This is a genomic window from Thermophagus xiamenensis (assembly GCF_900112795.1).
Classification (GTDB): domain Bacteria; phylum Bacteroidota; class Bacteroidia; order Bacteroidales; family Marinilabiliaceae; genus Thermophagus; species Thermophagus xiamenensis.
The window spans coordinates 107917-122429 of the sequence record NZ_FONA01000008.1; the positions used below are offsets into that span (position 1 = coordinate 107917).

Below are 14513 nucleotides of genomic sequence, written 5' to 3' on the forward strand. Positions count from 1 at the left end.
AGAAATGATTAGTTATTAGTCAATAGTCATTAGTGAACCAGTTATTAGTGATAATCTATTAGTAACTAACAACCAACCACTAACCACTAATAACTATTTAGAATCAATATATCAACATAGTAAGTAAAATTTATACGAATGAAGTATCACCTCATAACATTAGGCTGCCAGATGAACATTGCCGACAGCGAGCGGGTAAGTGCAGTATTGGAAAGTATGGGTTACGAACGAACCGAAAAGGAAGAAGAAGCCAATTTGTTGGGCATACTGGCCTGTTCGGTCCGACAAAAGCCTATCGACAAGGTATACAACCAGATAGCCAAGTGGAACCGCTGGAAGAACCACCGAAACCTTATCACCTTTATTTCGGGCTGTATTCTTCCGGCCGACAAGGAAAAATTTCTGAAGCTGTTCGACATCATCTTTCCCATGAGTGAATTGTCGCAGCTACCCGATATGATTCGCAACTACGGGGTAGTTAACGAAGCCTCACTGCGTACGCCCGAACCATTGATGCCTAAAAACAAAAACATATTGGGATTGTGGGGCATAAAACCCAAATACCACTCATCGTTTGAGGCTTTTGTGCCCATTCAGAATGGTTGTGATAAATTTTGCACATTCTGTGCCGTTCCATACACACGCGGGCGAGAAGTGTCACGACCCTCGGAAGAAATTTTGGAAGAAGTATCGCAGCTCATCAATAAAGGATATAAATCCATCACCCTGTTGGGGCAAAACGTGAACTCGTACGGGTTGGACAAGAAAGGCGCTGAAAAATCGTTTGCCCAATTACTGAGAGAGATTGGTGAACTCGGAAACCGGTCGGGGAAAGAGTTTTGGGTTTACTTTACCTCACCGCACCCGCACGATATGACAAGAGAGGTAATTGAAGTGATTGCGCAATATGATTGTCTGGCCAAACAGATTCATCTGCCCATGCAGAGTGGCGACGAAAAAATCCTGATTAAGATGAACCGTCGCCATACAATGGAAAAATACCGACAAATAGTAAATGACATTCGTGAGCTATTACCTCAAGCCACCCTCTTTACCGATATCATTGTAGGCTTTACCGGTGAAGGTGAAAAAGAATTTCAGAACACACTGGCGGCAGTAGAAGAATTCCGCTTTAACATGGCCTATATTGCCATGTATTCTCCCCGTCCCGGTGCTGCCAGTTACCGTTGGAACGATGATGTGCCTCTGGAAGTAAAAAAAGAGCGTCATCACCGTTTGTCGGAAGCCATGAAAAAACATACGCGCCGATACAACGAAAGTCTGGTAGGTAAAACCCTCAGGGTGCTCGTTACTGGGCAGGACCGCAAAACCGGATTCAGTAACGGATTGACCGAAGGCAAAATAACGGTACGCCTTGACCGTTATGTTCCTGAATTATTAGGACAAATGGTGGATGTTCAAATCACCTCTGCCGCTGACATGTCCCTCAGTGGCGAATTAAAAGAAAATCCGGTAGAAACGGATTATCATCCGGCCACGTAGCGACGGATTAAGATCCGTCCAGCAGAAACGGATTATCATCCGTCCAGATAACAACGGATTATCATCCCGTAACCGTATCGTCCCAACCCATTGGCAAACATCACCCCACCAACAGAATGAGAGAATATCATGGAAAAGGAAAAAATTAGAAGAGTAGCATTTAAAACATTGGGATGCCGTCTCAACCAATACGAGACCGATGCCCTTGCATCGCAATTCGACAAAGCGGGATATCAGATTGTCGATTTCAAAGAAAAAGCCGACGTGGTGGTGGTAAACACCTGCACGGTGACCAACCAGAGTGACCAAAAATCACGCAACCTCATCAGCCAGGCCATCCGCAACAACCGGGGCGCCGTGGTAGTGGCCACCGGCTGCATGGTCAATAATCATAAAGAACAGCTCGAAAACGAGAAAAAAATCACCTATGTGGTCGAAAACAATCGCAAAGGGAACATACTGGAACTGGTGGATGCTCATTTAAAGGGCGAAATTATCCATCCCTCCGATTTCGAGGGCGATGTTTTTCGGTTTAGTGCCGTAGATAAAAGTCTGCATACCCGCAGTGCCATCAAGATACAGGATGGCTGTGACAATTTTTGCACATTTTGCATAATTCCTATGGTACGGGGCCGTGCCGTAAGCCGGCCGCTACCGCAAATTATTGATACGGTTCGAAAGACTCTGGATAATGGCTTTAAAGAGTTGGTGATAACGGGTGTCAACATTGGCCGTTATAGGTGGGAGGATAAAACTTTTGAAGACGTACTGGAAGCCATACTGGAACTACCGGGTGATTTCAGGATACGCATATCATCATTAGAACCTGATGGCTTTGGCGACAGATTTTACGACCTGTTTACTCATCCCAAGCTGGCGCCTCATCTGCATTTATGCTTGCAGAGCGGCTCAGACAAGGTGTTGCTTCGGATGCGCCGCATGTACGATTTAGAGCTGTTTGCTTCCATATTGGAACGTTTCAGGGCCATCCGACCCGATTTTAATTTCACCACCGATATGATAGTGGGTTTTCCCGGCGAGACAGATGAAGATTTCGCGGCCAGCCTGGATGCTGTTGAACGCTTTGGGTTTAGCCATGTCCACACCTTTAAATATTCGGTGCGCAAAGGAACACGGGCCGAACGCATGGAAAACCAGGTGCCGGAGACCATTAAAAATGAGCGCTCGGCTATGTTGAGAGACATTGCCGAAAAAAACAAAGAACGCTATTACGCTTCATTTATCGGGAAACAACAACGTGTGTTGATAGAAAAAATTGACCGGGACGGATGGGCACATGGTTACGGCGAACATTACATTCCTTTCAGAATTAAATCCGGTCAAGCGGAAAAAAACACTTTTGTAACTGTTACCGCAAAAAACCTCGACTATTTGGATGATAAATGCATCTTAACCGGCGATGTTTTATCTTTGGTAAACAAACAATAAGGGAGAGAAAGATGTTAGATTCTCAGATATAAGATTCATAGATTTAAGATATATAAAGAGAAATAACAGACCCAAAAGACAATTTCAGCATTTAAACGAGGGGATATGGCATTAAAAGATTACCGGGGGTTAAGAAGAATATTGGATGAGATAAGGGAATGGCCTCAGGTCTACATGTTCAAATTTATCGTGCCCAATCAATACGGGAAAGTGGATAAAGTGGTTTCTCTGCTGCCGGAAACCGGGAAAGTGTCGTTCAACCATACCAAAAGTCTTCACTATGTGGCAGTAACCTGTAAGGCAGAAATGCATCATCCCGATGACATCGTAAAAATAACCCAGGAAGCTACGGCCATTGAAGGCGTACTGGCACTTTAATATTAGGCAGAAGGGCACAGGCAGAAGGCAGAAGAAGTGATTAGTCATTAGTCAACAAGTGGTTAGTGTTAAATAACTAGTGACTAACGACTAACCACTAATAACTTCTTTTAAGAAACAATATTTCAATGAAGTAAGTAAATTTTATACGGATGAAACGAGCATGGCGGCTGTTGCCACAAAAGGACATGTATAAAATGATATAGGCAGAAGTGCACAGGCAGAAGGCAGAAGTGAGATTTATCGATTTTATGATTGCGGGTTGGTAAATTTCCCCTTTAGGGGATTAAGGGGTGAGGGATGGCCATAATGGACTTTAAACTAATTATATAAGTAAATTTTATACGAATGAAAATTATCAGAGCTGAGGAAAATAAGGTTGACCATAAAAAGAGAGTCGTTGTGGTGGGAGGTGGCTTTGCAGGTCTTCAGCTTGCCCGGAATCTGGACCATCGGCTTTTCAATGTTTTATTGATAGACCGCCTCAATCATCATCAGTTTCAACCCTTATTTTATCAGGTAGCCACCTCACAAATAGAGCCGGCCAGTATCTCTTTTCCCTTTAGGAATATCTTCAAAGGCAAGAAGCACATTCAGATTCGCCTGGCTTCGTTGGTTCGGATAAATCCGGAAAAGCAAAGTATCACCACCAACATTGGAGATTTTGAATATGATTATCTGGTAATAGCAATAGGCTGCAGAACCAATTATTTTGGCAATCCAAATATTCAGGACAACACCTACTCCCTAAAAACAACGTATGATTCCATAACCATTCGAAATCATATTTTACAAACTTTTGAAAGGGTGATCGCTGCCCCCAAAGAAGAGCGGAAAAGCCTGCTCAATCTGGCCATAGTAGGCGGTGGCCCCACAGGGGTGGAACTGGCCGGTGCTTTTGCAGAAATAAAGAATGAAATATTACCCAAAGATTATCATGATGTAGACTTTTCCAAATTCACCATTCGGCTAATCGAGGGTAGCGATCGTATTCTGGGAAATATGAGTCCTTCATCGAGCGAAGCGGCCACCCGCTACCTTAAAAAAATGGGTGTCATCCTGCAAACCAATACTTTGGTAAACAATTACGATGGTGAAACCTTAACCCTAAGCACAGGGGATAAAATAAAGGCTAAGAATGTCATTTGGGCTGCCGGTGTCACCGGACGAACCGTTGAAGGACTTCCCACCGACGTAACAGTGGCCGGAAACCGAATAAAAGTAGACCGGCATAATAGAGTTTTCGGATTCGATAACATATTTGCCGTTGGCGATATTGCATACATGGAAACGCCCGAATACCCCAAAGGACATCCTCAAGTTGCCAATGTAGCCATTAATCAGGCACGTCTTCTGGCTAAAAACCTGAAGCGTCATCTCCTCAACAAACCCCTTAAGGATTACGAATATACTAACCTGGGGACCATGGCTACCGTTGGCAGAAATAAAGCGGTGGTAGAATTTCCCTTCATGAAATTCAAAGGCTATCCTGCCTGGCTGATATGGATGTTTTTGCACCTGATGCTCATCCTGAGCGTTAGGAATAAGCTCATAATCTTCATCAACTGGGGATGGCTTTATATAACCAAAAATACATCGTTACGACTGATTTTAACTCCGCCGGGTCAATCCGGAGAAAAAAGATAAAATCAGCACAATTGTTCTTTTGATACCGAAAATGTTATTCCACCATCAAGGCTAATTACTTTGACATTTCAAGCCTTAACGTTACTATTGCGATACCATTTAAAAGATAAAACTACCAGAGCAATAACTTTCATAAGTTCCAGTACAACATATATTATATGTACAGGAGATCCGGGCAGCGTTTCTCCATTAATAATTCGCACGGCGCGTTCTGCAAGAACGGGCAATAACGCAAAACTTTGCACAAGCAATATAGAAACAACAACACCGGAAAACCATTTTATTCCACTACTTATTCCTGAATATTCCCGGACGACAACAAACATGTAACCGGCAGCTAATAACCATTCAAGCAGATTTAGTGCCCGAAAGACACGCATTCCTATGCTTAGACCTATAGGTAAGGTTACGCCAGGAGCCTGAAATTTTATCCAGGCTTCCATAAAACTAATAGCGCAAACGGCCCCTGTCCAAAACATCAGAATTACAATACCTCCAAAAGCAGTTAGTCTCATATGTAAAGTTGATTTATAAAAAAACAGGGTAAAAATAAGAAAACCGGCAATAAAAGACAAATTTATCCTTTATTGTCGGTCTTCTAATAACGACTTTTATTTTCCTTTTAATCAGTCAGGATATATGAACCGGACTTAAATCGATTCCTCAATCAACTATTTTATTAATCTCAGATTGAAAGGATACCGATATGGACGTCCCTCACTGGTTTCCATAATAGCCTTTATAACAAAAATAATATACAGTATCACTATCGCAATCAAAAGAGGAATGCCTATCAGGACAATGCTCAGCAAACTTGCAATGATGGTTGCTATAGAGATGGTAATCTGAAAATTAAGGGACTCTTTCCCTTCCTGCTCCACAAATGGATATTCATCCTTTTTTATTATCCAGATAATTAAGGGGCCCAGCACATTCCCCATTGGAAAAATTAAACCGGCAAAGGCCGCTAAATGACAATACATTCCCCAATTTTTCTCTTCTGACATCATAGACAAATAAATTTTACACATATAAAATATTTAACATCTAATTTCCTTTCGGTCCCCAATAATAAACTTGAAATATCACCAAATTTATTAATGTAACAAAAATGATTTCTAGGGACACAATAAGAACCTCAACCAATTTTTTAAGACCATACGAAGTCCATTCAGGGCATGAATTTAATAATTATGGTAACTTCTGCCCTTTGATTTTAAACAAAGGTATACAGAAAATGGATTCAAATTGAGTAAAAGCAGTTTAATTCGTTAATATGTTACAAAAAATAGATGTTCAATACCAACTCAGTAAGAATGGTTAACCCCAACAATTCCAAAATCTTAATAAATGGTTGGTTGAATTGAAAAATAACGGAAGAAAAATATCGTTATATCAAAAAAATTAAACAGTTCGTCAAATATCATATCCTCACATTACACTAAACAACCAAAAACAATATTGTTTTCAAATTATACTTCAACAACTTACAATTACTTTAAACAAAAATACAATCACTAATTGAGTTATAATAATTAATATTTAAGTATTATTTTTGTTTTTAATCAAACCTAATAATTAATCAAAATCCTAAAAATGCCTACCACCAAACTAACCATTTTAATTGCCGACGATGTAGATAGCGAAGCTGAATTTATCAAGGCACAGTTGACATCACTGGATGAAAAAACAGAATTTCTTAGAGCAAGAAATGGCTATGAGACCTATCGTTTAACCCTTGAGAAGACGCCCGACCTAATACTACTGGATTGGCAAATGCCTGAAATATCGGGACTGGAAGCTCTAAAAAATTTAAAGCACCATAAAAAGACCCAGGACCTTCCTGTAATCATCATTTCAGGTTTTTCAGAAGGCGAAAGGGTAAAATCGGCGCTGGAAGAAGGTGCCGTAGACTACGTATGTAAACCCATAAATAGAGATGAATTAATAGCCCGTGTTCGGTCGGCATTAACTCTTTCTAAAACCCTTCGGGCATTAAAAGAGCAGAAAGCACAGTTGGAAGAGGAGCAAAAGAAAACCCAACACATTTTGCAAAGTATTTTACCTGCCGAAGTGGTGAAGCTACTCACCCAAGGGATAGTAATACAGCCTCAGCCATATAAAAATGTTACCGTATTGATGGCCGATTTGGTTAACTTTACGGAAAAAGCTACCCGCATGTCGCCAAGGAAATTACTGGAAGAGCTTCGTATTATCTTTACCCGGTTTGATGAAATATCTCAAAAACACCAATGTGTACGTATCAAAACCATCGGCGATGCCTATCTGGCAGCAAGTGGGTTGTTTAAGAGTACGGAAGATCATGCCCTGAAAGCCGCAAAGGCAGCCATGGAGATGCGCGATTTTATCATTAACCGTAACCAGGAAAAAGGGGTACAATGGGAAGTACGCATAGGCCTTAATTCGGGGGATGTCATTGGGGGCTTTATCAGCGAAAATAATCTTTCTTACGATATTTTCGGCGACAGTGTAAATATGGCCGCCCGTCTGCAAAGTTATTGCGGACCGATGCAGATCAACATATCTGAATCAACAAAAAAACTATTAGAACCATACTACACATTTATACGTCGGATTCCCCAAAAAGTAAAGGGGAAAGGCATGATTGAGATGTATTATATTCATAAAGCAAAAAAACCGGCGGTATCCAACCAGTTAAAGTCAAATACACCATCCGGTTTTTAATGCTATAAATCCATTAAGGATTAACTAATACCATATCTTAACGAATTTTTTTCAGGTCTTTGAGCTGAAAAGCATCATCTTGTGCTTTTTTCATCATCTGGTAGTCAAAATAATAAATTTCAGGATCGCCGGCACCCACAATAACTTTATACACCCTGGCCCTGATGCGGGTATTTTCCGGTCCTACCTTGTGCAAAAACACCACATCTTCACGACGCTCTTTAATCGCCTGAGCAACCTCATCAGGCGTAACAATTTTAAAAGAATGAGGATAAATCTGGCGTATTTCTGCTTCTGTATCAATATCTCGAGCCAAATCGTCTTTAACTAAATACAATGTTTTATTGGCAAGTTCTTCCTTTTTCTTGCGGTTATAATATTTGAAAGGGTCACTGCCAATTAATGAAGGATCATCAAGCATCAATTGAACGTGATTTTGCATAAATCTTAAGAATGCTTCAAGTTTGTAACTGTATGTATCATCTTCGACCTGCAAATAACTTAAAGGCAAAGAACATAAATCTGGCATATCACGGACACTTTTGCCTCTTTCGGCCATCAGCAGACTTAAAAAACGATAACGCGCCTTGGTTCTATCTTTATCGAAAGAAGCGATGGTAATCATTAAAAAGGAATAATTGGGGTTGTTCCGGTAGGCCTCAAATTGGGCATCATCAATAAATTCGTAAGGTGTAAGCGTCCAGGTGTTTTTCATAACCTCACGGATAACAAGATTAAAATCGCTCATCGGATTCTTTTCCAGCAAAACGAGCGTTTTGGTTTTAACAAAATTCTGATAATCTTTTAATTCCGGCACATGATCCTGAGCCGAAACAAAAAATTGATACGGCATTAAAAAGAATAACAAAAGTAATTTTCTCATAATATCTTCTATATTTTTTGGATTAGTTATAATAAAAACTCTTTTCGCTCAAAAATAAACAAAAAAAATGCGATATTTAACCTTATATTTTACATCATTTCATTGTTTATTTGCATAAATCCAAAATAAGTCATTGGCTGAATGGATTTTAAAACTAGTTTTTAGTGATTAGTGAACAGTCATTAATGGTGCTTACACTAATGCCTGAATATTCGCCACTAATCACTAAAACCCTCTTCCACCATCTGCCTGTGCACTTTGTATACCTGTTTTTGTTGTGACAAACTAAATTGGTCATGCTCGTTTCATCCGTATAAAGTTTATCTTCGCAAGGACATTCATAAGATTCTGTAATTTACAATCTATTGAATGATTAATGGCGGCACAGAAAGTAAAAACCAGCGAAAAAGAGGCCTCTAGAGGACTAAATGTTCCTCCGGCCCACCAAAAAAAGAGAAAAAAACCATCGTAAAAAGCAATTTTGAGATAACGGAATATTTTTTTCTTCGTACAAATTTTACGTTAACTACTGGTTTATCTGCTTTCTGGTAAATCAATAAAAATTAACAAAATAAGTTTTACACCTTTAAAGTAAGAACCATAAACCCCAAAAGATAAAACCCAATAACATGCTCACTAAAATCCTTAACAGATTAATCAGCCAATTTATTCCGGAAAAGGAAGAAAAAAACGACATGGCCACCATGACCAAGTCTCTATTAACGAATATTATTCATTTTATCTTTTTCTTCATTATTCTGACTCAAGGAATAATCTCATTGATTGATGAAAACCTGGTATTAACAGTCTTACTTTTATTAATTGTACCCATGTTTGCCATCAGCTATTTCATTTTTCGGAATCAAGGCTCTCGAAATTCACAATGGTCATTATTAACCATACTTTTTCTCTCATTTTTGGTTTTTATAATTACCGGAGGCAATACCGGGTCCGACGGATTTTGGGCTGTCTTGTTTCCACCTGTTTCCTTGATGCTTGCTGGCAGAAAGAAAGGCGGGTACTGGTCATTGTTGTTTTTGGCAATGTTATCAATCTACTTTATAATTCCCATAGGGAATAGCTGGCTAATGAGCTATTCAACTGAAGAAAAAGTGATATTAATAGCCATCTACTTAACCAGCTTTATTTTAGGCTATACATTTCAATTTATACGATCTGAGGTTCAGCTTGAAAAAGACCGTCAGATATTGGAATCAGAAAATCGATACCGAGCGCAGGAAAATCTAATCAACAGAATATCCTATCAGATAAGAATCCCGTTAAACAATATTACGGGAATTCTCGAAATGGTTGAAAACACACAGATGGATGAGAAACAACGAGAATATTTTCACACCTTACAAACCAGCACAAATAATTTAGTAGATACCATAAACAATCTTGTTTTTTCTTCGAAAACGGTTTTTCATTTTCCAGAAAAAAACACCAGTTTTAACCTCTATTCTTTATTAAATGACACACTTCAGTTATTACCTAAAAAGTCGGGTGAAACAAAATTTCGGTTCAATCTATTCATCGCCGGAACCATTCCCAATGTATTAATAGGCAACAGTATAAAAATTAAGCAAATATTATTAAACATCATCCATAGCATCTTAAAAAATACAGCTCATCACAATGAGCAAATCACCGTAAAAGTAAAACGCTTGCCAGCTCTTCCGGGAAATGTAGAATTGCTGTTTCAGGTGATTTCCAACATAAAAATTCCGGATCAACATTCACCATTTTCGGAAGAAGGATTTTATAATTCAAAGGATATCGATCGCATCAATCACAGTCGGCTCATTGATTATTTAGACCTTGGCATCACCATGAAAATTATTGAAGCCGAAGGAAAAACATTTAACATATTTCAGGAAAAGAACAAAACTGTTTTTGAATTTACATCCAGCTTTTCAACCAGTCTAAATACAGCAATAGAGCCTCTCAATATTAATTCAGCCATAAACATTAATGAAAAGTCATCAAAGACGGCAAAAAAATTAAAAGAAGCCAACATACTACTAGCCGAAGATAACTCCAGCAATCAGCAAATTATATTACTATACATAAAAGATTCAGTAAACCGGGTTGATGTAGCCTCCAATGGAAAAGAAGTACTCAATAAGTTCGGAAGGATGAAATACGACCTGATTCTGATGGATATTCAAATGCCCATAATGAATGGACTAAAAGCCACGAAAAAAATCAGAGAAATAGAACAAGGTACCGATACGCATACGCCGATTATTGCAGTTACAGCCAATGCTTTTCCGGAAGACAAGACCCGATGTTTGGCTGCCGGCATGGACGATTTCATTAGTAAACCGTTTCAACCGGAGGAATTATTAAGGATGATTGAGAGGCATTTATAGAACTATCAAAAAATAGCAGTGTTAAGGGAAATCAAAGTTCCAAACGATTCCCCAAAGGCTTAAATCCAATAACCAACATATCATCTACCTGTTCATTTTCACCATTCATCCAATCCTCGATTTTTTGGTGCAATATGGATTTTTGTTGTTGGAAAGGAAGATGATGTATATTGAGTAAAAGCAATCGAAATCTTCTATATTTAAATTTTTTATGATTGGGCCCACCGAACTGATCGGGCACACCATCGGAAAAAAGATAAATAATATCCTGGTCTTGGAGCAAAATTTCCCTTTCGGTAAAGACAGGCATTTCACCATCTTTCAGATACCCTATAGGAAACCGATCGCCTTTATAACTATGAATTTCGTTGTCCCGGATTAAATAAAAACCGTTATACGCACCTGCAAAAGTTAACTTCTTTTTATGCCTATCAATAGACAACATAGCCATATCCATCCCATCCTTAACATTAGATTCAAAACCGGGCAAATTTTGATCATGATGAAGGGTCCTGATTAATTCTTTATTCATCGTATCCAAAATTCGGGCAGGGTCTTCAATACCCTGAAATTCCACCACGTTTTTCAACAAATCCATACCAATAATGGACATAAAGGCGCCGGGGACGCCGTGCCCGGTACAGTCAACGGCTGCGACAAATACCTTATCCCCTTTTTCATAAAACCAGAAAAAGTCTCCACTAACGATATCTCTTGCTCTGAGATAAACAAAAGAGTGCGGGAATACCGCCGAAAAAGCTTCTTCGGCAGGCAGCATGGCACGCTGAATTCTCCTGGCATAGTTAATACTATCAGTTAACCGCAGGTTAATACGTGAAAGGATTTCCCGCTGGGTTTCCAACTGTTTTTTGTTAACGGTCTTTTCCAGAAGATCTCTGTTGACTTTTCGATAATGTCGAATGCGATAATTGATAAACAAATGGATTATAAAAATCAGAACCAAAAAGTAAAACGCGAAGGCGTAGTTTGACATCCAGAGAGGCGGTTTAACAATTATCTTCAACTCCAACGGGTCATTATTCCATGTAAAATCATTATTGGAAGCAATAATTTTCAACGTATAAGATCCGGGCAACAGATTGGAAAAAGAAACTCTATTATCGAAAGTTACGGGTCCCCAATCGGCATCATAACCTTCTAAAAATGTTTTGTAACGGTTTTTGGAAGGTTCAGTAAACTCCAAGGCAGAGAATTCAACATCAACTTTAAGAAAAGGTTTGTATTTAATTATCAGATTGTCTCGATTGGGCCACAAATTCATTTGTTCTTTTCCTTTTTCGGTAATGGAAATATTGGTAAGAGCCAGCGATGGCCTAACAAGATTGTAATTAATGGAATCGGGATGAAACCAGCAAAGGCCATTGGTACTTCCGAAAAACATAGTTCCTTCACGATTTCTGAAAACACTGTTTTTATTGAAAACATAATCAGGAAGCCCGTCCCGTATATCAAAACTATAAATGGTTCCATCAGGATTCAAACAAGCAATACCTTTGTTGGTAGAAACCCAGATTCGATTGGTATGATCAGAAACAACAGCTTTAATAACATCATTCTCCAGGTTAGAACATCCAGGGACCAAACGAGTTGATATATCGGGAAAAGAGATCTCCCACAAACCGGAAGTGGTACCTGCCAGGACCGTCCCCTTATAAGAAAAAGAGAGGGACAAAACGGGCGTTTTTAATATTTTCCCTTGAAAACCGAAGAAAGGAACCCTCAAAATTTGTTTTGAGCGATGATCCCAATAATTCAATCCTTCGGATGTACCGATCCACAAATTACCAGTTTCATCTAAACAAAGAGAATGAATATAATCACTTAGTAATCCGCTCGTATCTTTTTTATCAGAGAAAAAGCTAAATACATTGCGTCCCTCAATCCGATACAAGCCAAAACAAGTTCCAACCCACAAATTACCATCCAGATCGTTTTGGAGCGCATATATATAATTATTTTTCAAGAGATTATAAACACCCTTTTCTAAACCCGGATTAAATTCCACAAAACCATCAACAAATTCGTCATAAAAATATAATCCGCCATTGGTTCCGGCCCATAATCGACCTGTACGATCCTTATTTAAAACGTAAACATTTAAAGAGCTATTATTAGACTCCTTCTTCCCGGGAATTATATAATGTTTAATTCGATTCTTGTCCGGAAAGAATCTATAAATTCCGTCCTCCAAGGTTGCAAGCCATAAACTTTGATCACTATCTTCAAAAACACTTTGAAAATTTTTAGAATTCAGAGGATCCGTAATATTAGCATTGCTATAAGGAAACACACGGAATTTAGGCGGTGAAAGATTAATTTTAAAAAGGCCATTAAACCTTGATCCTACCCAAATTATTCCGGATCTATCCTGAAAAAGAGCAGTAATTTGCCCAATTTTTTTTGACTCATGATGGGGAATGATTTCTATTTCCTGACCGGTTTCGGGATTAAACGCTATTAGCCCTTTGTTAGTTCCGGCCAAAATAGTTTCTTCATTTATACGAATAATTTTTTTAAAGTCAGGAGCCTCCAAAGAAGAGAAAGCGTAAGAAGGATCTGATATAACACTATTTTCAAAATCTAATACTTTTAAACCCGAAGAAGAAGCTACCAGAAATCTCTGAAAAGTCAATGGCAAAATATCATATATAATGCTTTTACAGGCAAAGCCGCCACCAACAGCATTAGTAAATCTGGTAAACTGTCGGCTTATAATATTGAACCGATTTAATCCATCTTTGGATCCCACAAGCAAGGAAGAGTCTGATTCCTGAACAATAGGATATCGTAATACTTCGGCCATATTAAAAACGTTATTGAAATGACCAAAGTTTTCAAACCCGGATGTTTCATCAATAAAAAGCGACAAAAAAGACTCCGTTTTAATCCATAAACGTCCTTGGATGTCAACCAATAATCCCAAAACATTATTTTCAGGTAAAAAATGTAAAGAATCGGGATTGGCCAAAAATCTGGTAAATTTTCCGGTAGAATAATCAAGTTTGTTAAGGCCATTGCTAGTCCCGACCCATAGATTATTATTAAAATCTTCAACTATCGCAGAAATATGATTCGCAGAAATGGAGTTATCATCAGCAGGATCATATCTAAATTTAATAAACTCATAACCATCATAGCGATTCAGGCCATCATCGGTCCCAATCCATAAAAAGCCAAAACTATCCTGATAAATTACTGTGATGGTATTATTAGACAACCCATCCCTAATGGTAAAGTTGGGAATTTTATCTGCCACATTGTTCCCAGCAGATTCGGTAGAAAACAGCAAGGAAATTAGAGTTAGGTATATAATTAGTTTTCTCACTACAATAAATAAATTGGCAATAACAAATCAATATTTCCAATAAGTTAATTTTAGGAAAATACAAATAATAATGATTCTGCCAGAAATAACCTTATTGCAATTACGAAAATAAAAAAAAGCTTACAAAAGAAGAATTTATTTCAACAAAAACCGGCGATGCCCCAAAACTGGCATCACCGGTTTATAAACTGATTGACAATTAATTAAATCACTAAACAACTGAAAC

The 14513-nt window shown here is 38.6% G+C and carries 10 protein-coding genes; 6 read left to right on the forward strand and 4 right to left on the reverse strand.

Annotated features, from left to right (window positions below; genetic code table 11):
* Positions 1-138 precede the first annotated feature (138 nt).
* The 4 genes from miaB (at position 139) to BM130_RS06385 (ending at position 4977) form a co-directional block, all read left to right on the forward strand.
* Positions 139-1503 carry a tRNA (N6-isopentenyl adenosine(37)-C2)-methylthiotransferase MiaB gene (miaB, locus tag BM130_RS06370; RefSeq protein ID WP_044138541.1) on the forward strand — a complete coding sequence of 455 codons (1365 nt, stop codon included), beginning with the start codon at positions 139-141 and terminating at the stop codon, positions 1501-1503.
* Positions 1504-1632: 129 nt separating this feature from the next.
* Positions 1633-2952: a tRNA (N(6)-L-threonylcarbamoyladenosine(37)-C(2))-methylthiotransferase MtaB gene (mtaB, locus tag BM130_RS06375; RefSeq protein ID WP_010527087.1), complete on the forward strand. Its 1320-nt coding sequence runs from the start codon at positions 1633-1635 to the stop codon at positions 2950-2952.
* A 105-nt stretch (positions 2953-3057) separates the two neighbouring features.
* Positions 3058-3330, forward strand: coding sequence for a DUF493 family protein (locus BM130_RS06380; protein ID WP_010527086.1), 273 nt, complete (start codon positions 3058-3060; stop codon positions 3328-3330).
* A gap of 348 nt (positions 3331-3678) precedes the next feature.
* Entirely contained in the window at positions 3679-4977 is a 1299-nt protein-coding gene (locus tag BM130_RS06385; protein ID WP_010527085.1) for an NAD(P)/FAD-dependent oxidoreductase, read from the forward strand.
* Positions 4978-5045: 68 nt separating this feature from the next.
* Here BM130_RS06385 and BM130_RS06390 read toward each other — a convergent pair whose 3' ends face one another.
* Both BM130_RS06390 and BM130_RS06395 read right to left on the reverse strand, forming a co-directional pair.
* Positions 5046-5492 carry a hypothetical protein gene (locus BM130_RS06390; RefSeq protein WP_029626532.1) on the reverse strand — a complete coding sequence of 149 codons (447 nt, stop codon included), beginning with the start codon at positions 5490-5492 and terminating at the stop codon, positions 5046-5048.
* Positions 5493-5648: 156 nt separating this feature from the next.
* Positions 5649-5987: a DUF4870 domain-containing protein gene (locus tag BM130_RS06395; RefSeq protein ID WP_010527083.1), complete on the reverse strand. Its 339-nt coding sequence runs from the start codon at positions 5985-5987 to the stop codon at positions 5649-5651.
* Positions 5988-6573: 586 nt separating this feature from the next.
* Between BM130_RS06395 and BM130_RS06400 the strand changes: the two genes are divergently transcribed.
* A complete protein-coding gene (locus BM130_RS06400) occupies positions 6574-7683 on the forward strand; it encodes an adenylate/guanylate cyclase domain-containing response regulator (protein WP_010527082.1) in 1110 nt (369 codons plus the stop codon).
* A gap of 37 nt (positions 7684-7720) precedes the next feature.
* Here BM130_RS06400 and BM130_RS06405 read toward each other — a convergent pair whose 3' ends face one another.
* A complete protein-coding gene (locus BM130_RS06405; protein WP_010527081.1) occupies positions 7721-8566 on the reverse strand; it encodes a hypothetical protein in 846 nt (281 codons plus the stop codon).
* Between the two features lie 629 nt (positions 8567-9195).
* Between BM130_RS06405 and BM130_RS06410 the strand changes: the two genes are divergently transcribed.
* The gene (locus tag BM130_RS06410; protein WP_010527080.1) at positions 9196-10941 is read left to right on the forward strand and encodes a response regulator; all 1746 of its coding nucleotides are present in this window, start codon (positions 9196-9198) and stop codon (positions 10939-10941) included.
* 31 nt (positions 10942-10972) lie between these two features.
* On the opposite strand, the gene BM130_RS06415 is transcribed toward BM130_RS06410, so the two are convergent.
* Positions 10973-14287: a ligand-binding sensor domain-containing protein gene (locus tag BM130_RS06415; protein ID WP_138956859.1), complete on the reverse strand. Its 3315-nt coding sequence runs from the start codon at positions 14285-14287 to the stop codon at positions 10973-10975.
* Positions 14288-14513 lie beyond the last annotated feature (226 nt).

Coding starts and splice junctions, on each gene's coding strand:
- BM130_RS06400 (WP_010527082.1), top strand. CDS start 6,574: ATGCCTACCACCAAACTAACCATTTTAATTGCCGACGATGTAGATAGC.
- mtaB (WP_010527087.1), top strand. CDS start 1,633: ATGGAAAAGGAAAAAATTAGAAGAGTAGCATTTAAAACATTGGGATGC.
- BM130_RS06405 (WP_010527081.1), bottom strand. CDS start 8,566: ATGAGAAAATTACTTTTGTTATTCTTTTTAATGCCGTATCAATTTTTT.
- BM130_RS06380 (WP_010527086.1), top strand. CDS start 3,058: ATGGCATTAAAAGATTACCGGGGGTTAAGAAGAATATTGGATGAGATA.
- BM130_RS06390 (WP_029626532.1), bottom strand. CDS start 5,492: ATGAGACTAACTGCTTTTGGAGGTATTGTAATTCTGATGTTTTGGACA.
- BM130_RS06395 (WP_010527083.1), bottom strand. CDS start 5,987: ATGATGTCAGAAGAGAAAAATTGGGGAATGTATTGTCATTTAGCGGCC.
- BM130_RS06385 (WP_010527085.1), top strand. CDS start 3,679: ATGAAAATTATCAGAGCTGAGGAAAATAAGGTTGACCATAAAAAGAGA.
- BM130_RS06410 (WP_010527080.1), top strand. CDS start 9,196: ATGCTCACTAAAATCCTTAACAGATTAATCAGCCAATTTATTCCGGAA.
- miaB (WP_044138541.1), top strand. CDS start 139: ATGAAGTATCACCTCATAACATTAGGCTGCCAGATGAACATTGCCGAC.